At 46.6% G+C, this 24,384-nt stretch carries 26 protein-coding genes and 1 riboswitch; of the genes, 4 read left to right on the top strand and 22 right to left on the bottom strand.

Translation table 11 applies throughout. The features are described 5' to 3' along the window. The 3 genes from L9W92_RS08520 to L9W92_RS08530 all read right to left on the bottom strand — a co-directional run bounded on the left by L9W92_RS08520 (window position 1) and on the right by L9W92_RS08530 (window position 3,489). Window positions 1-1,215 carry a D-alanyl-D-alanine carboxypeptidase family protein gene (locus L9W92_RS08520; protein ID WP_240083325.1) on the bottom strand — a complete coding sequence of 405 codons (1,215 nt, stop codon included), beginning with the start codon at window positions 1,213-1,215 and terminating at the stop codon, window positions 1-3. A gap of 159 nt (window positions 1,216-1,374) precedes the next feature. Further along, window positions 1,375-3,267, bottom strand: coding sequence for a ferrous iron transport protein B (gene feoB, locus L9W92_RS08525; RefSeq protein WP_240083326.1), 1,893 nt, complete (start codon window positions 3,265-3,267; stop codon window positions 1,375-1,377). Between the two features lie 3 nt (window positions 3,268-3,270). Then, a complete protein-coding gene (locus tag L9W92_RS08530; protein ID WP_240083327.1) occupies window positions 3,271-3,489 on the bottom strand; it encodes a FeoA family protein in 219 nt (72 codons plus the stop codon). Window positions 3,490-3,703: 214 nt separating this feature from the next. Here L9W92_RS08530 and L9W92_RS08535 point away from each other — a divergent pair, with 214 nt between their 5' ends. Both L9W92_RS08535 and L9W92_RS08540 read left to right on the top strand, forming a co-directional pair. Continuing rightward, entirely contained in the window at window positions 3,704-4,891 is a 1,188-nt protein-coding gene (locus L9W92_RS08535; RefSeq protein WP_240083328.1) for an MFS transporter, read from the top strand. An 86-nt stretch (window positions 4,892-4,977) separates the two neighbouring features. Further along, window positions 4,978-6,333, top strand: a complete 1,356-nt coding sequence (locus L9W92_RS08540; RefSeq protein ID WP_240083329.1) for a polysaccharide deacetylase family protein — start codon at window positions 4,978-4,980, stop codon at window positions 6,331-6,333. A gap of 85 nt (window positions 6,334-6,418) precedes the next feature. Here L9W92_RS08540 and L9W92_RS08545 read toward each other — a convergent pair whose 3' ends face one another. From L9W92_RS08545 to L9W92_RS08605, 13 genes are all read right to left on the bottom strand, one after another. Beyond that, window positions 6,419-6,604 carry a hypothetical protein gene (locus L9W92_RS08545; protein WP_240083330.1) on the bottom strand — a complete coding sequence of 62 codons (186 nt, stop codon included), beginning with the start codon at window positions 6,602-6,604 and terminating at the stop codon, window positions 6,419-6,421. Window positions 6,605-6,693: 89 nt separating this feature from the next. Next, window positions 6,694-7,842, bottom strand: coding sequence for a S1C family serine protease (locus L9W92_RS08550; RefSeq protein ID WP_240083331.1), 1,149 nt, complete (start codon window positions 7,840-7,842; stop codon window positions 6,694-6,696). 226 nt (window positions 7,843-8,068) lie between these two features. Further along, complete coding sequence (locus L9W92_RS08555) at window positions 8,069-8,989, bottom strand: SufB/SufD family protein (protein ID WP_240083354.1); 921 nt, start codon at window positions 8,987-8,989, stop codon at window positions 8,069-8,071. Next, on the bottom strand, window positions 8,970-9,722 hold the full coding sequence (locus tag L9W92_RS08560) for an ABC transporter ATP-binding protein (protein WP_240083332.1): 753 nt from the start codon (window positions 9,720-9,722) through the stop codon (window positions 8,970-8,972). Before L9W92_RS08560 ends, L9W92_RS08555 begins: the two co-directional genes overlap by 20 nt. Window positions 9,723-10,052: 330 nt before the next feature. Then, window positions 10,053-12,101: a heterodisulfide reductase-related iron-sulfur binding cluster gene (locus tag L9W92_RS08565; RefSeq protein ID WP_240083333.1), complete on the bottom strand. Its 2,049-nt coding sequence runs from the start codon at window positions 12,099-12,101 to the stop codon at window positions 10,053-10,055. A gap of 273 nt (window positions 12,102-12,374) precedes the next feature. Next, window positions 12,375-12,716 carry a DUF3307 domain-containing protein gene (locus L9W92_RS08570; protein ID WP_240083334.1) on the bottom strand — a complete coding sequence of 114 codons (342 nt, stop codon included), beginning with the start codon at window positions 12,714-12,716 and terminating at the stop codon, window positions 12,375-12,377. A gap of 183 nt (window positions 12,717-12,899) precedes the next feature. Beyond that, the gene (locus L9W92_RS08575) at window positions 12,900-14,237 is read right to left on the bottom strand and encodes a pilus assembly PilX N-terminal domain-containing protein (protein ID WP_240083335.1); all 1,338 of its coding nucleotides are present in this window, start codon (window positions 14,235-14,237) and stop codon (window positions 12,900-12,902) included. After that, the gene (locus L9W92_RS08580; protein WP_240083336.1) at window positions 14,234-14,761 is read right to left on the bottom strand and encodes a prepilin-type N-terminal cleavage/methylation domain-containing protein; all 528 of its coding nucleotides are present in this window, start codon (window positions 14,759-14,761) and stop codon (window positions 14,234-14,236) included. Before L9W92_RS08580 ends, L9W92_RS08575 begins: the two co-directional genes overlap by 4 nt. A 4-nt stretch (window positions 14,762-14,765) precedes the next feature. Beyond that, window positions 14,766-15,155 (bottom strand): type IV pilus modification PilV family protein, encoded by a 390-nt coding sequence (locus tag L9W92_RS08585; protein WP_240083337.1) that lies wholly within the window; start codon window positions 15,153-15,155, stop codon window positions 14,766-14,768. A 29-nt stretch (window positions 15,156-15,184) separates the two neighbouring features. After that, the gene (locus L9W92_RS08590; RefSeq protein ID WP_240083338.1) at window positions 15,185-15,682 is read right to left on the bottom strand and encodes a pilus assembly FimT family protein; all 498 of its coding nucleotides are present in this window, start codon (window positions 15,680-15,682) and stop codon (window positions 15,185-15,187) included. Window positions 15,683-15,743: 61 nt separating this feature from the next. After that, window positions 15,744-16,223, bottom strand: coding sequence for a type II secretion system major pseudopilin GspG (gene gspG / locus L9W92_RS08595; protein ID WP_240083339.1), 480 nt, complete (start codon window positions 16,221-16,223; stop codon window positions 15,744-15,746). A 64-nt stretch (window positions 16,224-16,287) separates the two neighbouring features. Next, window positions 16,288-17,502, bottom strand: coding sequence for a type II secretion system F family protein (locus L9W92_RS08600; RefSeq protein WP_240083340.1), 1,215 nt, complete (start codon window positions 17,500-17,502; stop codon window positions 16,288-16,290). A gap of 163 nt (window positions 17,503-17,665) precedes the next feature. Then, on the bottom strand, window positions 17,666-18,958 hold the full coding sequence (locus tag L9W92_RS08605; protein WP_240083341.1) for a GspE/PulE family protein: 1,293 nt from the start codon (window positions 18,956-18,958) through the stop codon (window positions 17,666-17,668). 272 nt (window positions 18,959-19,230) lie between these two features. Between L9W92_RS08605 and L9W92_RS08610 the strand changes: the two genes are divergently transcribed. Further along, window positions 19,231-19,371 (top strand): hypothetical protein, encoded by a 141-nt coding sequence (locus L9W92_RS08610; protein WP_240083342.1) that lies wholly within the window; start codon window positions 19,231-19,233, stop codon window positions 19,369-19,371. A gap of 5 nt (window positions 19,372-19,376) precedes the next feature. On the opposite strand, the gene L9W92_RS08615 is transcribed toward L9W92_RS08610, so the two are convergent. After that, entirely contained in the window at window positions 19,377-19,574 is a 198-nt protein-coding gene (locus tag L9W92_RS08615; RefSeq protein ID WP_240083343.1) for a hypothetical protein, read from the bottom strand. 212 nt (window positions 19,575-19,786) lie between these two features. Between L9W92_RS08615 and hslO the strand changes: the two genes are divergently transcribed. Further along, window positions 19,787-20,650, top strand: a complete 864-nt coding sequence (gene hslO / locus L9W92_RS08620; protein WP_240083344.1) for an Hsp33 family molecular chaperone HslO — start codon at window positions 19,787-19,789, stop codon at window positions 20,648-20,650. Window positions 20,651-20,672: 22 nt separating this feature from the next. Here the strand turns inward: hslO and L9W92_RS08625 are convergent, their stop codons facing one another. The 5 genes from L9W92_RS08625 to L9W92_RS08645 all read right to left on the bottom strand — a co-directional run bounded on the left by L9W92_RS08625 (window position 20,673) and on the right by L9W92_RS08645 (window position 24,045). Then, window positions 20,673-21,419, bottom strand: coding sequence for a UPF0280 family protein (locus L9W92_RS08625; RefSeq protein ID WP_240083345.1), 747 nt, complete (start codon window positions 21,417-21,419; stop codon window positions 20,673-20,675). Further along, complete coding sequence (locus tag L9W92_RS08630) at window positions 21,420-21,821, bottom strand: NIL domain-containing protein (RefSeq protein ID WP_240083346.1); 402 nt, start codon at window positions 21,819-21,821, stop codon at window positions 21,420-21,422. It abuts the gene before it with no gap. 44 nt (window positions 21,822-21,865) lie between these two features. After that, window positions 21,866-23,071 carry a homocysteine biosynthesis protein gene (locus L9W92_RS08635; RefSeq protein ID WP_240083347.1) on the bottom strand — a complete coding sequence of 402 codons (1,206 nt, stop codon included), beginning with the start codon at window positions 23,069-23,071 and terminating at the stop codon, window positions 21,866-21,868. Window positions 23,072-23,158: 87 nt separating this feature from the next. Then, a riboswitch (SAM riboswitch) is annotated at window positions 23,159-23,273 on the bottom strand. 164 nt (window positions 23,274-23,437) lie between these two features. Then, window positions 23,438-23,710 (bottom strand): hypothetical protein, encoded by a 273-nt coding sequence (locus L9W92_RS08640; protein WP_240083348.1) that lies wholly within the window; start codon window positions 23,708-23,710, stop codon window positions 23,438-23,440. Window positions 23,711-23,898: 188 nt separating this feature from the next. Further along, complete coding sequence (locus L9W92_RS08645; protein ID WP_240083349.1) at window positions 23,899-24,045, bottom strand: hypothetical protein; 147 nt, start codon at window positions 24,043-24,045, stop codon at window positions 23,899-23,901. Window positions 24,046-24,384 lie beyond the last annotated feature (339 nt).

Below are 24,384 nucleotides of genomic sequence, written 5' to 3' on the forward strand. Positions count from 1 at the left end.
TTAGTAATACTTGCGTCTTCTCATATTGACAAAATCACGGCGCCGGTATTTGTATCTAAATTTGTTTATTGAGCGCAACAATAATACTAACAGTATCAGTGAAAGCCACGGCCACCAATAAGCAGACCGCTTTTTCTCCACATCCTGCCGACTCACCAGGTCCACACGCCCGATTTCCCGCTCGCCGGAGAAAAAAACCAGCTCACCAAGTTTATCGCCTGACTTAATAGGCGCTGATATTTGCTCTATTAATCTTGCTTCTTGCCTAATTACAACTGGTTTATCCTTTGGGAAATTATAACTAAGCGACTGGTCGGTAAAAACATTCACCGAGTTTGGCGCTCCGTATTTTACCCGCGCGTCCGTGATGTATTGTGCCGCATTTATAACTGAAACCGAGTTAAATTCAGCAAAACCATAGTCCAAGAGGACTCTGGTATCATCCCAGATACTGGTTCCGACGCTATTCAACACCACTGTAATCAATTCCCGGTTTTGCCTGTTGGCGGCCGTTACCAGGCATTGTCCGGCCGCGTCTGTATAACCGGTCTTAATACCGATAGCACCTTCATAATTCCACAACATGTTGTTGCGATTTAAAAGATATGTCTGCGCTTCAGGATTTTCCCGATGGATATTCCGGGTTTTGGTCGAGACAATTTTTCGGAATTCCGGATTCTTCATCGCATAACGACCGATAATAGCCAGGTCATAAGCGCTGCTGTAATGATTGAGGTCAGGCAACCCGTGGGGATTATTAAAGTGGCTGTCCAAAGCGCCGATTTCCCCTGCTTTTTTATTCATCATTTCAACAAAACCGCTCACTGAACCACCGATATATTGAGCAATGGCAATTGCCGTATCATTCCCTGAATTCAACATCAACGCATACAGCAAGTCTTCCATGGAAACGCTCTCGCCCTCTTGCAAACCAATGGCCGAACCTTCTATGTTGCACGCGTCACTTGATATTTTCACCTGATCACTCAGCTTGCTGTTTTCCAAGGCTATTATCGCGGTTAGAGTCTTGGTTGTGCTGGCCGGATACATGCGCTGGTGCGAATTTTTCTCATATAGCACCTGGCCGTTATTGCTGTCGATAATTATTGCCGCGCCACCCACAATAACAGGACTGGTGGAGGCAAGCGCGGAATCAGCGGCAAAGATAATCAATAATATCGTCAAAAAGGCCAATAGACTAGTTTTTTTATGCATTATATCCACCTGAGAAGTAATCTATTAAATAAGTTTATGTTAATAAATTATAAATCCAGCTCTTTATAATGGCACAACTAATGCTATATTATAGCATATAGTTAACTTCTCTCTCCACCAATCGCGCAGATTACGTCAATTATAATAAGCGAAGAAATTTTAGGCCAACCAGATTTCCAGCAGGCGCGTCGCTAATCCGCCAATAAGAAAAGCCAGGATAAAAACAACGGCCCATATCAGCAACCCCTCTCGCCAGCCACGCTCCTTGAAAATTACCATTGCTGAGGCTATACAAGGCACGGTTAGCGACAGAGTAAGCATGACAATAAACTTTTGCAGAGGGAGCATCTGCAGGTTCAAGACGGCTGCCGCTCCAAATTCTTTTCTGATAAAACCCATAATAAAGATATCCGCCACATCTTCAGGCAGGTGTAACCAGCTTACGGTTATTGGCGCCAGGAGTCGTTGCAATTCATGCAAAAAACCATATGCATCAAAAATCCCCAATAAAAGTGTTCCCATGGCAAAAATGGGAAAAGCTTCTTTTATAAACTGATATGATCTGCCCCATGCCTTTTGGCAAACGTTCTGCACTCCCGGCAAACGCAATGGCGGCAATTCAATCAACAAAGGGAATGGCCTGCCGGGCAGAAAACGCTTCAGCAACGTGCCGGCACACAATACTATGCCCAGCATAAAAAGCACGTATAGAAGCATATATAAAGCGCCTGAACCGGCAAGCACAGCTGTGATTATCGCTATCTGCGCCGAGCAGGGAATACCAAGCGCCAGTAAAAATACGGCTATCCTGCGTTCACGGTCGGACCCAAGAATTCTTGTTGTTATACAAGCCATAGTTACGCATCCGAAACCCAGCAACAGAGGGATCACGGCCTGTCCATTCAGGCCGATGCCGGTCAAAGCGCGGTCCAACAAAGTGGCAATGCGGGGCATGTATCCCGAATCTTCCAAGATAGAAAGAACAAAAAAAATTCCTAGCACTAACGGAAACAATAGACCAATTAGATAGGTGACAGTTAAAGTCAGCACCCCGTATTGTCCGGCGAGAATTGTATATAAAACACCCTCAGGTGACATAATACCGCTCAGCAATGACCTGACCGCCGGCTCATAATACCCGTTCATTACGTCCCCGGTGAAATCGACCACAGATTGGGCCAGGAAAACTCCCACCAGTTTGTAAACAGCCCATAATGTCAAGGCCAAAAGCGGAAAACCGGTTACGGGAAGGAGCATCCAATTCCCCAACCTGGCGGCAATGCCCGCATCTTTGTTAATCTCTCTGACTACCTGCGCCACAATCTGGTTAACCCTTTCCCGCCGGGCGCGGTAAATAGCCTCTCGGTCGGTTCCGGGTTTAACTCCGTAACACTCGCTGAGCTCAGTGTCCCCCTCAATGACAAGCAGTGCTTCTCTCCTGTTCATTCTATGAAGCATTTTATTTATTTTTTCTATCGGCTGAAAATGAGCATGGCCCGGCCGGGCTGTGTAAATCTTTTTTTTTAACTCGTCAATGCCAATGCCACGCACAGCGGCAATAGATACAACAGGCACTCCCAGCAATTCCTCAAGAAGACGGATATTAATTCCAAGTCCTCTCTGCACGGCTTCATCCGTCATGTTCAAGGCAATAACCATTGGAATGCCCATATCGATAATCTGCAGGGTAAAAAATAAATCCCGGTCCAGGTGGAGCGAGTTGATAACGTTTACCACGATGTCCGCCGCCAGGATAATATCCCGGGTGATCTTTTCCTCATCATTTATGGAGGATAAACCATAAACGCCCGGCGCTTCGATTATCACGTCGCCGTTGTACCTGCCGCAGGCCATATCGAGAGTGGTCCCGGAATAATTCGACACATCCACATATAGACCGGTGAGGATGTTAAAGAGAGCTGACTTGCCAACATTCGGGTTGCCGGCCAAAACAATCTTTTTTCCTTTCACCATGTTGCCGGCTTTTAACCCGCTGCCCGCCAATACCTCCTCACCCCCGACAGTAATGTCATAATGAATTAGTCTGTTCAACTATTAGCATGGCTCAACCAAAATAGCGCTGGCCAAACTCCGGCCGATAGCAATTTCCTGTTTATTCTTAGATACCACCACCGGACCCGCCGGCACCACTTCAAGGCAGGTGACAACTTCTCCCTCCGAAATGCCAAAACGAATAGCTTTGATGCGGGTCTCTTCATCAGGAATATTGGATATTCTAATTAACTGGCCTTTTCTAACATTGTCCAGGGTCAATAGCATCCCCTCCAATAATGATAATCATTATTGCCAATATGATAATTAGAACCGTTCGCAAATCGATTATACATTCAACCTCTTCAACAATCAATCCCTTTTTCATGATTATTATGTTTGACAGCTTTTGTACAGTAATTGTTCATAATTCGCCTATAGTGTATAATAGAAAAGATTGTATTTTTATTAGTATTTTCTATAAAGGAGTAATTTCTTGCGCGTTTTAAAAAATATTTCTCTTTCCCCAAAAGAATATTGCCTCTTACTGGTGCTTCTCTTGATTGAATTTACACGGGGCGCATTCTTTCTTACATTCCTCCCGCTTTACGCGGTTAATTATTTAGGTATTTCAGTAGCCGCGGCCGGCCTTGCCGTATCCGCGCACTACCTGGCGGAAACCCTTTCAAAGGGTGCGGCCGGCTGGCAGTTGGACCGCCGGGGACATTTAACGATGCTAATCGGGCTGCTAGTCGGACTGGCAGCTTTGGTGCTGATGAAAATTCACCCTTCCGCCATTCTCCTGCTTGCCGGGTCAGCTGTCTTGGGATTGGGTATCTCGCCTGTATGGCTTGCCGTGATCAGTAAAGTGGCGCCGGTTCAGCTTAAAGAACGGGCAACCCGGATGGGTATTATTTTCGCAATCTGGCTGGTTGGTGGCGGTGGGGGCCCGGTTGTAATAAACTTTTTTATTGCCCGGGACTATAATATCGCTTTCTGGTTGTTGATTTTCCTTTGGGGCTTTGCTTTGGCTGTATCTGCAACACTATTGCCGGGAGCGGAGAGCAAAACCGGCAGCGGTCAGGGCTACTCTATTAAAAAAGAATTATTAAAAATGCTCCAGAATAAAGCAATTAAAAAGATTCTCTTGCCGGGTATGTTTCTCCAAACCTTGACAGGGGGGTTGCTATTACCCTTACTTCCCCTGTACGCGCAAAATAAAATTGGACTGGAACCCAGCCAGTACGGTATTCTTTTGTTAATTGGCGGAGCGGCGGCAGCCCTGTCATTCTTGCCGATGGGCCGTTTGGCCGACCGGGTAAATCTTAAATTTATTTTAAGCGCCGGTTTTGGCATCAGCGCGCTATCCCTGGCAGCGTTTTCTGTTGTCAGGGATGCCTTTAACGCATACCTGCTGGCCGCCCTGATCGGATTTTCATATGCCGCGGTTCTACCCGCCTGGAACAACCTACTGTCTAAAGCGGTCCCGCCAGACAGACAGGCTACCGGCTGGGGCGTCTTTTCCACCATCGAAGGCATGGGTGTGGCCATCGGTCCGGCAATGGGGGGTGTTGTGGCAAAATATATGGGAATTCAAGCCCCCATCATCATCAGCACAACATTATTGGCCATCATGTCCTGCTTCTATCTGTTTTATCCGGTGGAAAGAATATTTACAAAGTAGCCGTATTTTACTCTGGGCAAGCTCCAAGACTTAACCGGAACCGTGAAGCGTTTTCCGGCTCCGGCGCCAAACAAGAGGGGTTTTTGGTGGAACCGTTTTTTTTCAAAATATTACTTACAGTTCTACTTATTTATACTGTTGTCCCGACAATTCTGACCCGTTTCGGCCAGGTTAATGTGATTACACGCGTCCCAAGAGGGAAAGGTAGAGTCGTCCTTACTTTTGATGACGGGCCGGACCCCCGTTACACCCCGCGCATACTGGAGATATTAAACCGCTATCAAGTAAAAGCCAGTTTTTTTATTACCGGCGCCAAGGCCAAAGTTTACCCTGATTTAATAAAACAGATCGTATCGGCCGGGCATGAAATCGGCAACCACGGTTTCCGGCACAAAGCTGCCTGGCTGTTGGGTCCTTGCGCCACGATCAACGAAATTGCGGAAACAAATCGCGTCATTGAAGAACTCACCGGTAAAAAACCAATTTATTTCCGCCCGACGTGGGGACTCGATAACCTGTTTTCACTCTGGTACTACTGGAGCAGAGGTCTAAAAGTAGTGCTCTGGACTTACATGAGTTGGGACTGGACCAAGCGAGCCACACCGGAAAGCATAACGCGCAGGGTGTTGAACAAACTCCGGGACGGAGTTATCCTGATATTTCATGACAGCGACTCCGTAGGAGCCGCCCCGGGAGGACCAGACCGGGTCATTGCCGCCTTGCCTCAAATCTTGGAGGAAATAACACTTCGCGGCTTGCGAGTGGCTTCTTTGGAAGAGATCATGACGGGTAAAAACAGCAGATCAACCATCAAAAGAGTAGTTTTATTTTTATGGAGCCATATCGATTGGATAATCAGACGGCTAAGCGGGATTAAAGACATAGAAAACAATAAATCGTTTATCTGGCGGCTGGCGCTTCGCCGTTACCACGGGCGGGAGTGGCTGATGAAAGACGGCTCTGTGCTGAGAGGAGGAGATTATTATATTGAAATTCATCTCAACAACGACCATTTATTGAGCTTAATTGGTGAAAACTCCTCGACAGAACGAACCGCTATCATCGCCATGCGGGAAATAAGCCGCAGTCTGCCTAAACTGGCCAAACTTATGCAGGATGATCAGCAGTACGGCAAAGCGAAGGTATTATTGGGAATCACCCTCCTGCACCGAGGAACGGTGCGCCTTGGTTTTACAGCATATGAGTTAAAACCAGGCCTTTTCCGCATGTTTACAGGCTGGTATGAAAATCTGCTGCTGACCCTTTTTCATCCCGGCGGCTTGAAGAATTCCAAAACATACAGAAAAAAACTCTCGCCCAAATATATAATAATGACCAGGCAAGAATTGATGCGTCGTTACCCGCCCGCCGGCATTCCTGATACCCGCGCGCCTCAAAGTAAAATCGTGGAACGAGAGGATCATTTAAAAAAGAATAACTGAGTTAAGTTAACTTAATCCCAACAATTTTCTCCATGGATCTTTTTCCATAATATCAATCCGGCGTGACTTCAACTCTATATTTTCCCTAATCAAACCCGCTGAACATGCTTTCTTCCCCGGGCAAAAGGTAAATACCCGCACCCTGCTCCCACTCGGAACAACAGGCTGATCCACAAAGACGGCCGCAGTCCACAGCAAGAGGTGTAATATCATCTAACAGTCTGTAAATCCGGTCCCAGTCAACCATAAACGAAACCTGCATTTCCCTCATAGTATTCAGAACTCAGGAGTCAGAATTCAGAAATCTCGAGACAATAAAACAATTCTTTAATTCTGACTCCTGACTCCTGAGTACTATTCTTATTTAATGTTCCTTGGTTTTTCAGCTATTGAAATATTTACAGAGTTTAGCTGCCTATTGCGTACCAATAAAACCTTCACTTTATTTCCCACTTGAGTAGCCTTAATCGCCGTGACCAGTTCATCCGCATTGTTTATCTTGACCTCGTTAAACTCGACAATCACATCCCATTGCTTTAGGCCAGCTTTTTGGGCCGGGCTGCCGGCAATCACACCTGTCACTAGAGCCCCTTCCGCCTCAGCCAGCCCAAGATAGCGAGCTGCCTCCTCATCCACCGGTCGCACTTGAACGCCAACCCATGGACCCGCGCTGTTTTCACTGTTTTTCAATTCCTCAAGCACACGCTGCACCGTACTCGTGGGAATAGCAAAACCAATTCCTTGAGCTTGAGCGCTAATGGCCGTATTGATCCCAATTACCTCACCCCGGAGGTTAAGCAAAGGCCCGCCGCTGTTTCCCGGATTAATGGAAGCATCTGTCTGAAGCAAGTTTTCATATTGCCGGTCGCCGACATTAATCGGGCGTCCTTTGGCGCTGATCACCCCGGTCGTCACAGTATGGTCTAATCCATAGGGGTTTCCAATAGCGATTACCCAGTTGCCTACCCTAACCTGGTCGGAATTACCCATATTTAGAAAGGGCAGATCCGAATCAGCGTTTATCTTCAAGAGAGCCAAATCCAGGTTATAATCCGATCCGACAACATTAGCCGCCAGCGGCTGATCATAGCCGGTGACAGTAACAGCAATATCATTAGCACCATCAATTACGTGTTCATTTGTCAAAATAAAACCGTCTTTAGACATGATAAACCCCGAGCCGAGGCCTTCTTCCTGCTGCTGGGGCCGATAAGGCACGCCGAAAAACTGGCGAAAGAATGGGTCGTTAAATAGAGGGTCGCCAGCTTCACCATTCACCATTCTTGTGGAAATCTTAACAACAGCCTGGCTGGTACTGGAAACTACATCAGCAACAGCGTCGGGAGCCGTTCCTGGCAGTGGATCAGCATTCACCGGCTCACCAACCTGATTACCCTGTTTAGCCGGCAGAAAATTCCCGGGGAAATCACAGCCGCCCATAAACACCATTCCGGCTAAAAAAGCAACTACTATTGTAAATAATAGCAACCGTTTCAATTTGGTCGGCATAATCGCAAACCTCCATATTATTAGTAACTTATTATTAGTAACTTACCTTACTATTATAACAAAAAATTACATTAACAAAAGCAATGAACCAGAAAACAGGCCGATAATGGTAAAAATGGGCTATTGTCCTATAAAACTCCACCAATAAAAACAACCCGCCGCTCTAATTTTGCAAACCCAGTAACTCACGACGGGTTGGGACGTTGCTTTAATGTTCATGAACGAATTATTTTAAAAATCCCTTTAGGATGGTTTCTTCTGCTTCTGATTCTGAAAGCCCCATCGACATAAGTTTAATTAACTGCTCACCGGCAATCTTCCCGATGGCGGCCTCGTGAATTAGTTGAGCCTCCGCGTGGTTCGCAGCAATTTCAGGTGTGGAACTAATCTGAGCCTGATGCATAATAATTGAGTCACATTGCACATGACCCCGGCAGCGGTTTAACCCAACCACGCGGGGGTAAAAAACTTGCCGGGAATTATCTCTGCCCACCGAACGGGAAACGATCCTGACAGAGGAATCCTGCCCCACCAACTCGACGAGTATTCTTGACTCAGCTAACTGAACACCATCCGTAAGCATCCGCTCAGTGATAAACAGGTGGGCGTTTTTGTGCAAACGAGCCTCTGTATCACGTTTTGTGTTGTCAACACCACTGATTTGCACCAGTTCCATCTCCGCATAAGCGTATTCTTCCATTTCCACGATAGTCTTCGGATTGAGTATTTTTTGGCCCTGTCCATTTCCTTCACCATAGTGTTTCTCCACATAACGAACACGCGCACCCTTACGAACGATAAAATTATGTATTCCATCGTGCCGCGCGCTAGCATCCCCGGGATTATGTATGCCGCAGCCGGCAACAATCAGGACATCCGCTCCCTCTCCAATATCGAAAGTGTTATATACCAAGTCCTCCAGTCCCTCGGCTGTCAAAATCACCGGTATATGGATACTCTCGTCTTTTGTTCCCGGTTTGACTATAATATCAATTCCAGGCTTGTCTTCTTTCGTTTTAATCTCAATATTTGCCGTGGTATTGCGACTGATTCCCACTCCATTCTTACGAATGTTATAAGCTCCCCGGGGAATATCGTGCATTCCTGCAACAGTCTGCAACATATGCTTATCTATGGCATTGAACAATTTCCTCATTCCCTTCGCTGCATGCGTCACGGCAGTTACAACAGGCATCCTCCATAATCAAAGGCCAAACAACGTCTCTACTTCCTTGTTCTTTGATCATACCGTCAGCCACCAGGATAATTTCATCAGCGAGACTTAATATTCTCTCCTGGTGCGATATCAGCACAATTGTAGTGTCGTGCATTCTGTGGTAATTTTGAAACGTTTCAGTTAACCTGCTAAAGCTCCACAGATCTATACCTGCTTCCGGCTCGTCATAAACAGCAAGCTTCAGTTCTCTAGCCAGCAGGCTGGCAATTTCGATCCGTTTAAGCTCACCACCGGAAAGACTGATGTCCACCTCTCGTTCCAGGTAGTCTTGCGGGCAAAGACCCACGTCATAAAGCAGACTGCACTCTTTCATTGCTTTATCTTTTCCTAGCGCGAGTTGTAACAGTTCCCCAACCGTCAAGCCTTTAAAGCGGGGAGGTTGCTGGAACGCGTAACCTATACCCAATCTAGCCCGCTCGGTCACTCCCAGCCCGGTTATATCCTTACCGTTAAACAGGATCTTACCGGCTGTTGGTTTATAAATACCCATGATTACTTTGGCCAGGGATGACTTCCCTCCTCCGTTGGGTCCGGTAAAAACATATAGCAAGCGGTCTTTGAAAACAATATTGATATCCTTAAGGATCTCCACAGGACCTTTATCACCTTCAAGTGTCAAGGACAGGTTCTTCATTTCCAGCACACCGAACACTCCCTTTCAAAACAGAATAGTGTATAACATGCTACTATTCAGGTATTCAAAATTCAGGAGCCGGAATTCGGAATAATCCGAGACGACAAGCCGTTCTCTCATTCCGACTCCCGACTTATTACTATAACATAACCGTTTAGGTTCCACAATAAGCCCCGGGAATAAGTATGGTGAAATGTAATCTTGCGCTTGGCTGACAAAAATAATGAAGCCGGATTAACAGAAACAAGAAGGGAATACGGAAAGAACCTTTCACTTATTCCGGCATCTAGTCTCTGACTTCCGGCTCCCGTTATTTGTTAATCAATATTCATTGACTCGCTAAGAAGAAATCCGCGCAACTAGTTCGGCAACATCATATACTTTAACTCGATCAGTGGCTTCCTTATCCTTCAAGCCGTCTTCGAGCATGGTCAGGCAAAACGGGCAGTTGCAGATAATAGCCTGTGGATCCAGTTCCAGAGCCTGTTCTGTACGCGCTATGTTGATCCGCTTGCCGATATCTTCTTCAAGCCACATGCGCCCGCCGCCCGCGCCGCAACAGAAGCCTTTTTGTTTTGACCGGGTCATTTCCACCAGGGAAACACCTTTTACCGCGGCAATAATATTCCTGGGAGCGTCGTATTCTTCATTATAGCGCCCAAGATAACAGGAATCATGGTAGGTCGCCTTTAATTGTTCTCCCAGCGCGCCCGGCTTAATCTTACCGGCTTTGATTAATTGATCAATCAACTGGGTATGGTGTATTATCTCAAAGTCAGCGCCCATCTGTTTGTAGTCGGTTTTCATCACCGTAAAACAGTGCGGACAGGCGGTAATAATTTTCTTTACCCCGTAGCCCTTAAAGGTTTCGATATTCTCCTCGGCCATACTCTGGAACAGGTACTCGTTACCCAGCCGCCGTGCCGAGTCGCCACAGCACTTTTCTTCTGTGCCCAGAATGCCGAAACTTACTCCCGCTTCCTTTAAAACCTTAACCAGGGCAGTCGATACTTTCTTGATTCTGTCGTCGAAGGATCCGGCGCAGCCAACGTAAAAGAGATACTCCACACTCTCCGCGTCCTCGGCTTCACCAAGGATCTTAACATCCAAGTCGGCAGCCCAGTTAGCGCGGTCAGCCCAACCAATCCCCCACGGGTTCGAGTTCCGCTCCATATTGGTAAAAGTCAACTGGGCCTCGGCAGGAAAGTCGCTCTCGTCCAAAACATACGCCCGCCTAAGCTGCATGATTTTGTTGGCATGCTCGTTCATGTTGGGACATTGTTCACGGCAGGCCCGGCAAGTAGTGCAGGCCCAGATTGCATGTTCGTCGATCACTTCGCCAAGCAGTTTTTTGGCATCCTCGGCATCTTCCGACTTTTGCTCCTGCTGATCAAACACCATGTGGCCGTCAACCATCTTGATCCGCGGTTCGCCGGGGACGATCTCTTCCAGGTGCTCTTTGATATGAGCCAGCAGTTTTTTCGGAGAAAGCGGCTTGTCGGTCAAATAAGCCGGGCAGTTATCCTGACAGCGGCCGCATTCGGCGCAGGCATAACAATCCAGCAGATCCTTCCAGGTAAAATCCGACAGCTTATTTACGCCAAAAGTTTCTCTCTCTTCATCTTCAAAGTCAATCTTCTCCATCGGCTCGATCTTGCTGTCCATATACCTGAAAATAATATTAAGCGGCGCGGCCGCAGGGTGAAGCAATGGAGAGTAACGCGGAATACCGATCAGGGTAAAAGCAGCCAAAATGTGCACCCACCAGAAGACCAATTCGAGCTTGCCGGCCATGGCAGGCTCCACACCGTTAAACAATGAGGCCACCAGAAGGCTTGCCGGGGCCATCGAAAGCCGCCACTGGTCAAAATACTCGGGGGAAGCGATCAGTTTAAACCCGTAGGAAAGGAAGAACGCTACCACAATCAAACAGAGATCTGAAATAAGGAAGACAATAAATCTTTCTTCTTCCCATGTTCCCGTGTCCAGGCGGGGAATTTTCTGCACATAGCGCCGCCAGGCTGAGTACAACATCCCGAATAAAAGCAGAATACCGCCAATTTCAGTAATTAAATAAAAGTACGGTGACCCAAATATAACCAGACCTATTAGTTTTTCCAAGGCGAGATGAACCGCGCCGAGGATAAATAAAATCACTCCGTATAAAATAGGAAGGTGCATCAGGGCCGCAGCCGGCTCCCTGGCAATCTTGCGCTGACAATCCTGTCGGCCGAAAAACCCCATTATACGCTCCATAAGACGATCGGAGCGGTCGATTGGACGGCCTATCCTCACTCTGTTATAAAGCTTGGCTAACCCCATCACACAGAAGTAGCCCGCTACAGCTAGAAGCAAAATGAATACTATGATGCCTGTCGTACTGAGCATCCCCACACTCCCCTTTCATATTGATATGTACTTTTTCTAACATGAAAACAAAAAACAAAAACCACGACGGTCTCTTTCATGAGGGAAAAAAGACCTTCGCGGCCCTATCTTTACTTATCTTAACCACCCCTCTTTCGTGGCAGGTTGTTAGTCCGCACTTAAGCAGGTCTTCTAACTCATGTCTCACTTCGCTAAAAACTTTATCATATTTTCACTACCCTGTCCATAATAATTTTGTTATATTAACGCGGGCGCGCAAATTTTTGACGACCGTTATTTAACTAGGTACTGCGCTGTTAATCCCAGTACCAGCAGGTGGAAACTCTGATCAATTACAATGCTCATCCACGGCAGACTATCAGCATTGTTTACCCGGCGAACCCAAAAGAGCACAAACTTTCTCTGATCCAGAACAAGGTGGCTGACAAAGATAACGATAAGAGCCCGAGCACTCAGACCACCCGCCGGCAAGGCAACAATATAGATGGTCATAGTGTAAACCAAACAATGGGTTAACAGCGAAGTTGCGTTGCTGGTTTTTTTAGCCATCCAACCTGTTTGAAGCAGAAAATCGCCGATCATGTGCCCCACCAACATCCAGGAAAACATATTCATGCTAATTTACAGCCTCCATATTATAGTCTGTATCTTGTTATAGTCTGTTCTTGGCTATTACTTACAACTTCCTGACAACTAATGTCAAATTTTTATAATTGACTAGTTGTTTTTTAAATTATTCCCCGTTAATGGCAAAAACCCTTTTAACATTAATAATCGGCAAAAAAATAAATAATCCATCTAAAAGACCGGGTAATTTTCATGCCAGGAAGTAATGCTTATCTTAGTTGTGATCCATTCCGGCTGATGGTTAGATAAAGAACTCTCATATTGAACCAGGGTATTGGCTGCAGGGCTGATCATGATTTTATCGCAGATGAGACTGCCATGCACTGTCGCGGCGCCCCCGACATTGAGCATTCCCGCGCCCGACGCTCCCCCGGAGGGCGTGTACAACAACGCCCAGACCTCTTTGCCGTCGGCGATTGTTATACCTCTGTCGCCGAAGCACAAAATCGCCAGGCTGCTGGCCGGATTATCATGATTTCTTTTTAAGTCGCTTGAAATATATACATCTCCTCCGGCGACGATTGCGCCAACTCCGTTATAATTCCCCGATATCGTCACATCGCCCGTGACATAAGTAATCCCGCTTATTTCAAAGCTGCCGGTAAAAGCTTTGTCGCCCGTATATTTCAAATCATGGTTTTTTTCGTACATTGACAAATCCAGAACCGGAAAAGGCGGCACCGTTATAACACCGGCGCCGCCCTGATGCAGCTTGGAAGCCTCCATGACATTACCGCTATCATTAAAAAGAACCCCGTTATAATAAATATCTCCGCTAATCGAGGCCCTGCCGGCTAAAGCCACTTGAAAAGGACTGGCGCCTGCTTGTCTGACTCCGCCGTTTACCTGCGCGCCGCTTTCCAGGATAATGCTTTTTGCCGCTTTAACTTCATCCGCTGCAACTGTCACGCTTTCTAAAACCGTAACGGTCCCGCCCGCGGTTATCTCTCCGCTGAATATGCCGTTGCGCCGGAATATCAGATCACCGGATGATGTGACATGAGAAATCACCACTCCGCCGCCAAAATCCGACTCCGGCGAATTGACCCACACACCCCTGGAGAAATGCAACGGCGCGTCTACTCTTGCCCTCACTTCAAGTGTTTTTTTACTACCTTCATAAGCACCTACCGAAGTTATTAAAATATTTGTATATGCGACATCTTCCCTTGATAATGGAACTGCGGGATAAATGCCTTCCTCTTTAACTTTTACCTCAGTGATTACGCCACCGGCGTAGTTTTGGTTGATGATAAATTCAACTTCCTTATTAGAATCAAAATGAACGTCATCCCACAGCCAGCCACTGTCCGACTTGACCTTGGCAAGCGCGCGCTCCACCCCGGCGTCCGCAATATAATAAGCCTGCACCATTGTTCTTTCCGCTAAGGATGCTTTGCGGCACTCACTGACTAAGGTAAGCGTCGAAAAACCAATTAACAGAATCAGCAACGTCATCATCACAACCAAAATGAGCGCCTGGCCGGATTCATTATCGACACTTTTCACGGCAAAGCCCTCAATCGCACTTTTTGAGTGAGCACAAACGGACCTACGTCTTCTTTTTTCGCTGCTAATGATATTGTCAGAAGCTCGACGGAGTCAGTCCAATTGGGTAATAGCTTTTGCCCGGCAATATTGGACTGGTCAATAACCAACCCCGCTTTGGTGGTGTAAACAAAACTGACACTCACAATATCACTCGCCACCGGACTTGACACACCTTTTTCCCTGCGCAGCAATTCATTTAAATTACAATAATAGCGAACGGTATTTCCATCAGCGTTGACAAAAGTGAAACTGCCGACGTCGCTGGAGGTTGATATGCTTCCCGCGTATCTTATTTCTCTACACATCCTGCCAAGCGATATGCGCAGGCCGTCATACAAATCCACCTTGTCACCGGCCCGCTTCCAAAACATCGAGCACTGGCTGAAAATATCCCATAACGCCAAGGAGAGTATACTCAACAGGAGAGTTGAAAGCATTAATTCGACCAGGGTGAAACCACGCTCGTTTTTAAAGTGGCCCACGTTTTCACCTCCTCGCAATCTCGCCGGTTAAAGCCACTTCTTCCGAGATGCCTGCGTCATTATAAGAAACCGTGACAATGACCGTTTTACTTATCAAATCGTTATCCGCCACAGCCACCGAGTACCGAAAACCGGCAAATCCGGCATAGTCACTTTCCCCGGCAAAATCAACCAGGGCGATATCCTTCACCAGAATAAAAGGGCTGTTTTTTATTTCTTCCATTTTACTTTGAGCCAGCGACAAAGCAGTATTATAACGGTATATATCAGCGTTACCGCGGCAGGCGGTAACGAAGCCGTCCATCATTGCCGCCAGCGACACCGACAGAATAACCAACGCCACCAGTACTTCTACTAATGTAAATCCTCGCTCATCTTGTATAATATATCTCAACCCATCACCCCGACCAAAAACGATGCTTGCTACGGATGGTTTCTGCTAACCCGCACCCTGCCGACAGAGTCAATAATGACATATAGGGAATCCCCGGTCGCCCGGTCTTTAAGGGTGGCATGACCGCCAATACCATTGACGGGATTTCCTTTGGTGTTAAAAAAAAGACGGAGCTCACTATTTGGGCCAAAAGCTGCATAATAGAGATCCACACCGGCAGGAAGCTTGGTTGTTTTATATGCCTTTGGTCCGCTTTCAGCATTGATTAGATAATAGCTGTCCATAACGTTGTCAAACTGGATGTAAAAACTGCAGTTTTCGTCTCTCATCTTATTTTGTTGAACTGCGCGCATGTCCGAGACCAGTTCCCTGGCCGCGCATTCCAAGCTGTATCGCCCGATTAATCTATTAAAATCAGGTATGACAAGCGCAACGATCATACCACTAATGGCAACCGCAATCATTACCTCAATTAACGAAAAACCAGAATGATTAACCAGGCTCTTATTCTTTAGACTTCGCTTCATCTCTCATAAAAAGGTTGTGAAACAACCCTCCCGCTTACCTCAATAAATGACATGAATCGCATCATGGCGCGCTTCCACCCGAATTTATCAAATCATCCAAGGGATCGGCCTCAGCATCTGAAGTATTTTCAGCCGGGTTAGCATCACTGGTCGCCACAATGTTGTCGCCGCCGGAAGAAAGGCCGTCCGGCCCGTAGGAGAAAAGCTTATAAACGGAGGGCTCAGTGTCATTTGTCAAGTATACGTAAGGTTTTTCCCACGGGTCTTTGTATGATGCCGACCCAAAGTTGATGCCGTAATCCTCAAGCACGTCATTAATCTGCGAAGTAGTCGGATACACACCTTTTTCCGCTCGATAAACGTCAATTGCCGTTTTCATCGCTTTCAATTCCACCATGGCTCTTTTTACCTTGGCTTTATCAACCTGCTTGACCATTGAAGGAACGGCAATAGCGGCCAACACGCCGATAATAACAATCACCACCATTAGTTCCATTAGAGTGAAACCACTTTCGTTTCTTAGCGCTCTAGCAACCAACATCCTTTCCCCTCCTGACAAAGCTAGATTCCTTGGAGGCATACATAATCAATCGCATGAAACTTGCCTAATCAATATAGTTCATGATGCTGAACATAGGCAGCATCATTGACAGAATGATGAAGGCAATCATTCCACCCACTACAATGATTAAAACCGGTTCGATCAACGAAGACAAGCGCGCAACCAGTTCTTCAACTTCTCTTTCGTAAAAGTCGGCAGCCTTCTCCAGCAGAGTGTCAATAGCTCCTGTTTCCTCGCCAATGGCGATCATCCTGGTTACCATCGGGGGAAAAATCCCGCTTTTATGCAACGGCAAAGAAATTCCGTCGCCTTTTTTAATGCTGCTCTCCGCCTCTTTAATGCTTTTAATAAAAACATAATTTCCCGTGATATTCTTAACCACGTCAAGTGACTGCAAAACAGGAACGCCGCTTTTCAAAAGCGCGCTAAACGACCGGCAAAAGCGGGAGACAATCACCTTCCGGATTAAAGGCCCAATTACTGGAATGCTAATAATTATTTTGTCTTGAACTATCTTGCCGCGTTCGGTCATGATCGCCCATTTACAGCTTACTGCCGCCACCGCGAATAAAAGTGCGGTTAAATACCAATAGTCATGAAAAAAACTTCCGAGCCGGACGATCAACCTGGTGGCAAACGGAATGGGAGCCATCATGCTGTTCAATAAGAAAACAAATTTCGGGATTACGTACGTTAACATTATAACAACTGATAACACAGCCACTGCCGCAACAACCGCCGGATACATCATAGCCGATTTTATTTTTGCCAAAAGCTCATACTCCTTTTGCGCGTTTACGGCAAGTCTGTTCAACACTTCATCAAGCGTCCCGCTAACTTCCCCTGATTTCACCATACTAATAAAAAATGGAGAAAATACTTTTGGGTGAGAACTGAGTGAATCCGCCAGTGACATACCTTCCTCAAGACTCTCCGTTACTCTCTTTAATGTATTTTTGAGAACCACATCGTCACTTTGCTGGATCAATATATTTAGACATTGAAGCAACGGGATGCCAACTTGAATCATGGTGGCCAACTGGTGACACATAAGAACCAGTTCCCTTGCACCAACCTTTTTCGCGAAAAAAACGACCGGATTAATATACCTTCCGCCGGATACTTTCCCTCTTTCCCCCATGAAAAGCCCGCGCTTCCCCATCAGGTCTATCGCCTCACGACGGTCTTTCGCCTCTAACTTCCCGCTAGCCAGCCGGCCTCGCTTGCTGCGGGCCTTGCAAACGTATTTAAGAAGCATTTACCCACCACTATTTTCAAAAAATTTTATGGAAATTTTTATAAAACTATTTATCTAACTCAATCAATTCTTTATAATGGTAGTAATTCCTTCATTCTTAGGAAAATTTTTCAGTTATTTTACCTATTGCTACATTTTTCTACTAATGAGGCATATATGGATATCAGGCTTCATCGTTATAAGCAACTCGCATAACTTCCTCAATTGTCGTCAATCCGTCTAAAACTTTCCGGATACCATCCGTTTTCAGACTAATCATTTTTTCCGCCAAAGCTTTACGCTCTATTTCATCTGCCGACGCATTTTTTATAACCAGCGCACGCAGCGCGTTTGACATAGGCAAAACCTCATGAATAGCTATGCGGCCACGGTAGCCGACATTACCGCACTCATCGCAGCCCATGCCTTTATATAGTGTAACTGGTTGCTCCGGCCCCACCCCGATGAATGCGCGCTCAGGTGCGTCTGGACCTAAGACAGACGCCAGGCGGCACTTTGGGCAGATTAACCTGACCAGGCGTTGCGCTGTTGCCGCAAGCACCGACGATGCTACGAGAAACGGTTCAATACCCATGTCGACAAGGCGGATAATTGCCCCTGCGGCGTTGTTAGTATGGATGGTTGACAGCACCAGGTGCCCGGTCATTGCCGCCCTAACGGCAATTTTAGCAGTCTCGCTATCCCGGATCTCCCCGACCATAATTACGTCCGGGTCCTGCCGCAAGATCGCCCGCAAACCGGCCGCGAAGGTCATACCGGCCCTGGTGTTAACCTGTGTCTGGTTTATTCCATCCAGCATGTATTCAACAGGATCTTCCACGGTAATAATATTTTTGTCCACTTTGTTGATCTCATTAAGCGCCGCATAAAGGGTAGTGGTTTTTCCACTTCCTGTTGGTCCTGTGATCAATAACATACCGTTAGACCTTCTCAGGGCGTTTGTTAACTTCGTCAGGTTCTCAGGCCCTAATCCAATCCGCTCGATTTTGAATGATTTTATATTTCCTTTATCCAGGAGCCTGGCAACAACCTTTTCCCCGTGAACGGTCGGCATGGTGGAGACTCTGAAGTCAATTTCACGTGAATTGAATTTCAACTGAAATCTACCGTCTTGTGGAATCCGTTTTTCGGCTATATCTATATCGGACATGATTTTAACTCTTGAGATTACAGCAGAACGTGTTTTTTGAGGAATTGTCATGATCTCCCTAAGCATGCCGTCAATCCGGTACCTAACCCTGGCGCGACCTTCTTGAGGCTCGATGTGTATATCGCTGGCATTCTGTTCAATTGCCTGAAGGAAAATTGAATTTACCAGCCGCACGACCGGCGCTTCATTCAGCTCCTCTTCCCAAGCCCCTGATTCAGGCTCACGCAATTCAGCCTGCGGTTTATATGCCGCAAAGGCTTTGTCAACATTCCATATCCCCAAGTACTTTTCTATATTTTTATCCAATATTTTATTCTCACTCCTTGCCTGGTAATAAAACCTGGTAAAGCCTTTTCCAACAATTACTTCTATAATAATACATAATTTTCCTCCCTTTAAGGACTGCGTCAAAAGTAAATTAAAAATTCTTGCCCCCGCGATAGGCCAAAATTAATTATATAAACAGCAATCCCGCACCACTTTGATAGTGATACGGGATGATCTGGATGCAATACCAGGATATTTACCGTTTTGTTTTCAAAAAATTGATAAAAATATATAAAAGGAGGTGGTAGTTAATGTTTCGAAAAGAGATGTCTTCAACAACATCAGATATAAAAATGATGACAATAACGTCTTTATTAATGACAATTCCCTTTATCTTCTACATGAAAGATATTGCCAACTCGCTACGCACCATTGCAGAAAGAGACAAATAACAGAATTAAAAAATCATGGATTGGAGGGTAACTAAATTGGCTAAACGGCGAACAGTACCGGCGAAAAATAAAACAACCGATCCTGAAGGCAATGTTTCAATAATAACCCCAAAAGGCAACTGTGGTAAAAAAACAAAAAGAGAATCCTTGAAAAACAAAGCCGCTGAATAGCGGCTAATTATTTTAACCGCAGTTTTTAACATAGCCCTCTATTTGCAGCACATCGGCATATTGTGCGACTACAGGCAACGATTCCTCATCAGTGACCTCTGTAGCAATAACCTTATTTGTAAAGATCTATTTTTTTTACCAGCTACTCGCTGTTGCAAGACTGAATCGACTGTTTCGGTAAAAAACACACGGTGATGTTATAATAGTAACGGAATTAATAATGCAAAGGGGTTTAACCATTTAAATGAAAGATTATCTCGTGCGAGGAATAGGCGAGGACGAGCAGTTTCGTGTCTTTGCAGCCGTCACTACTTGCCTTGTGGAAGAAGCCAGGCACAGACACGACACCTGGCCTGTTGCCAGCGCGGCTCTCGGGCGCGGGCTTACCGCCGGGCTGCTGCTCGGCGCCAACCTGAAGGGTGATGATATTCTTACCTTGCGTATTCTGGGCGATGGGCCTCTTGGGGCGATTCTTGTCACAGCAAACGCTGCGGGTGAAGTGCGGGGATATGTTCAGGAACCCCATATAGACCTGCCCGCCGCCCGGGCAGGAAAACTGCCGGTGGGGGCCGCCGTAGGAAAAGGTTTTCTTCATGTCACCAAGGACCTCGGCTTGAGAGAACCCTTCACTGGAAGCGTTGAGCTGGTGTCGGGCGAGATTGGCGAGGATGTGGCACAGTATCTTCTAACCTCGGAACAGACTCCGTCAGCGGTATCCCTGGGCGTGCTCGTAGGACCCGACGCAAGCGTGAGGGCTTCAGGAGGCCTGATTATCCAGCTTTTCCCCGGTGCGAGTGAAAAAATCTTGTCCCACCTGGAAAAGTGCCTGCTTGAGATGCCCCCCGTCAGCAGCCTGGTTAACCTCGGAATGACTCCCGAAGAAATCGTCGCCAAGGCCGTAAAAGGTTTGCATGTCCAATACCTGGAGAAGAATCCGGTACGCTTTGCCTGTAAGTGCTCACGGGAAAAAGTAGGGGATATCTTAGCGGCTATGGGGAAAGAAGAGATTGAAAAACTCTTGCGGGAACAAGGAAAGGTGGAAGTACATTGCCATTTTTGCGGGGAAAATTATATTTACGAAGCGCTAGATTTAAATAAAATCATTTAAGTGCCGGGGCATTTATGAGCCGTCAAACGGTCAGCGGGACAAGCTTCAATCTGCCGCAGGCAGCCAGGTGGTCGTCTTTTATTATTAACGCTCCGGTGATCCCGTCAATTCCCACGGCGAACTCTACTGCCGCTTGTATATCCTCCTTGCTTTGGACAAGATTGCCCACTGTGGTGGCTACCGCGTCGGCCAGGATGGCGGATGGAGACAGGATCACGGCGGCATCGGCTTTACCCAGGCTTAATGATGGGCCGACTGTGCCGGAAGAAGTGCAAATTCCTACGGGGGTGTCTTCCGGCATGATTTCCAGCGCAATTCGATTGGACAAGGCGGAACTGCCGGCAAACACCCCGATCCTGCGCTGCCGGGTGCTGCGCAGAAAAATATCGCCGCCATTTTCCACAATAACATCCTTCGAGCGCCTGACAAGCGCCCGGCCCACGTATTGAGCAAAAGCGCCGGCCACGGCAGCCATCGGCCCCACACCTGCGATACGGGCCGCATCAGCCATGTCTGCCGCGATGGGTGGCGCATCTGGTCTGATCGCGTGCGGTTCCATCGCTTGAAGGAAAACAGGGTCCGACTCGATATAATTTTCCAGAAGAATCCTCTGTTCCCGCACTATTTCCTCCACCCAGCGCGTCAATTCCAAAGAAAACCTGTCCCGGCGCACACCAACACTTAAATCAGTCTGGCGCACCACTACCTGAAAATAAGTCAAGTCTTCCTGGCGGAATTGCCGCCGGTACGAGCGATCAACATAATCCAATTAAAACTTAACCTCCATAGCCTTGACCGGGCAGACTTTTAAGCAAATCTGACAGAGCACGCAGTTGTCACTGTCAAACGCCACTTCCATTGAAGGCCTATGCAGATATAGCGCGCCGGTGGGACAGATATCGGTACAGGCGCCACAACTGGTGCACTTCAATTCGTTCCTTGACAACTGCTCAGCCAAAGGTTGTACCCGGACGCCTTCGCTTTCCAGATACTCCAGGCCTTTTGCATATTGTTCCCCGGTAAGTTCCAAGACAACAGTACCTTCTTTGTTTGGGTTGACATTCGCTTTAATTATATTGAAAACAAGTCCGTAATCCTTAGCGAGGTGATAAATAATAGGCTTGTCGGATATATCTTTGCCAAAGCGAAGAATTATTTTTTTAGCAGCCAAACGCCGTTCACTCCTCTATCATTTAATAATCAGTTTACTAGATGCTAAACACCATTAATGTCTAGAGTTTTTGCTGTGATTTGATCCTGGAAAGAAGGCAAAAGTTTTACCGGCTCGGAAAGGGAAAAGTCCCCTTTCTGAATCCAATCTTTTAACTTTCCGGCAATCTCCCTGGCTTTAGGATAGCTTGACAGAGGCGCGGTTGGAATTTCCTTGCCGTTAATGGTAATTTTTCCGGTTTTCAACTCCGCGTAACTGACATAGCCTAAATTGCCGGGGATACGCTGGCCATAAGCATCACTATAGTCGACAACAGGCGCATAGAGGTCGCGATCGGTGATAGACACACAGCTCATCACATCCTCGTTAAGGATGGGGATAGGGATGCCGATACCCACCGTCAAGGTAGCGCCATAACCCAGGTAGCTTGTACCGACCAACCATTCGGGCTTCATTTGCTTCAAATCCCCGATCACGGCGAGTGTGCCGCCAGCCGGACCATAAGAATTTTTCTCCTGGTCTGTCTGAATGCCCGGGAAATGCTGTGTACCGTGCCATGCCACGTAACCGATGCCCCCACCCAAAAAGATCCGGGTACCTATCCCAATAGTCAAAAAGTAAGGGTCATTAAGCAACGGACTAAGCTGACCGGCGCTGCTGTAATGCGCGTTGCCCAAGTTTGGCTTGAGCAATCCCATGTAAGTATAAATAGTCTTGCCGCTTAAATTAACAGCACAGTTATAATTCTGGTAGGCGTTTCGCGGATTGAACAGCGTGGCCTCGTTTATGTCATTCAGGGTAATATAAGTTTCCAACTCCCGCCTGGGGTAACAATCCGTACCGTATGATAAAGCTTCTAATTTTATTGACTTGCCTGCCAACAGGTCATGGATCACGTGTCCGCCCCCATAGCGGAACTCACCGGGGTAATTGCTGTTGCAAGGGTCGTCCTCCGGCAACTCGGTAGCTCCCAGGTAGGCGTCAACCGCTGCTATACCGGAGTATGCGGGAATACCGTTCAGCCATACTTTCTGCATTCTGATTCTTGGCTTGGAATGCCCGAAATTCAGGAAAACCCCGGAAGAACACATTGGGCTGAAAGTCCCGGTTGTCACAACATCCACCTGTCGGGCAGCTTCAGAGACCCCCTTCTCTTCAACCAGAGCAATAACTTCCTCCGCAGTTAATACCACTGCCTTGCCGGATCTGATTTTCTCATTAATTTCTGCATAGGTTTTTTCAATTGCCATTTACATACCTCCCCATATTATGCCCTTCCATGCCGACAAACTGAAGGCCCCTTCAAACAGAAGAGGCCTGCAAGTAATCATTGCTTCCTCTTATCTGCCAGAAGAAATTTCTCCTGCTGGAATTAGCACCATTTTGGGTTTCTTACCTCCCAACGGTTGCCGGGCTTCATTGGGCCAGTCCCTCCGCCGCTCCGGATAAGAGCACATATTGTGTATTACGCTAATCTTAAGTTTACCAGTAACCATATATCGTGTCAACGGTTCATGTGTGATTCAAACAGCAGAATAAATTTCCTTTACAAATCCAGCTGGAAATATGATGCTGATATATGCTGAAGCCGGCTCGCTGATAGATCTAGTAAATATTTAAAGCGCTTTCTCTTTAATAACCAGATCGCTGTCGTTTCCGGCGATTGCTTCATCTGATACCGGCCTTACCGGTCTAATGTGAAAGTGATTATGCTGAATAAATATTTGATGGACCGTGCCGCAAAGCGGGCATTTCTTATTCTCGCCGTCTTTGAAACGCATCTCGCCAATATGCCTGCTGCAGCAAGTAACTTCCACACTAATAATCGTACCGTTATTAAGAACATTCACCCGGTAATCACTGCTATAATTTTTTGCCTGGTGGTTCATAATACATCACCCCTTAAACATTACTTTTTTAAGTGATCCCAATATAGCACTTGTTTCTCACACTGACAACCCCCGCACCGGACGATTAACTTACACCAGCTCCCTACTGAACTGTATATTGCCGGAATGAAGCCGCGCCGCTGACATTTATTCGCATATAAAAAAAAGACCTATAAAATAGGTCTCCTTTATTTCGTGCTTTTCTTATCATTTTTTGAAACAAATGCATCAGCGCAGCAATCTTCTTCTATTTCCTGGCAAATATCACATTCTTCATCAGCAGGGGAAGTAACAGGATCAGGGGTTTGCCCGTGATTTTTCTTACGTGGAATCATTACCGCCTACCTCCTTGTTATTCTAATAGCCTCTCGGCATTCGCCGAGGCAGATGGCACAAGGCTTTGCTTGAACCATCGTTATTGAATTCCTCCTACTTACCATAGAGGAATTTTTTTTAAATCCGCATCCAATTGGGAATTCGGATCTGAAATCTTGTTGCGAAATTCGTCAAAAACACTTGACATTTCCAGAATAACCCCAGAATCGGCTAGGAGGAATATTTTTCCTTACTAATTGCGATTGGGATGTTTATTTTGAAACCTGTCATTAAACTGCATGAAACGTACCAAAGCTTTGTCATCGAACAACTGCAACAACACTATGCCGGTGGGCTGC

It is taken from the genome of Pelotomaculum terephthalicicum JT (genome assembly GCF_022410535.1).
GTDB classification, from domain to species: Bacteria; Bacillota; Desulfotomaculia; order Desulfotomaculales; family Pelotomaculaceae; genus Pelotomaculum_D; species Pelotomaculum_D terephthalicicum.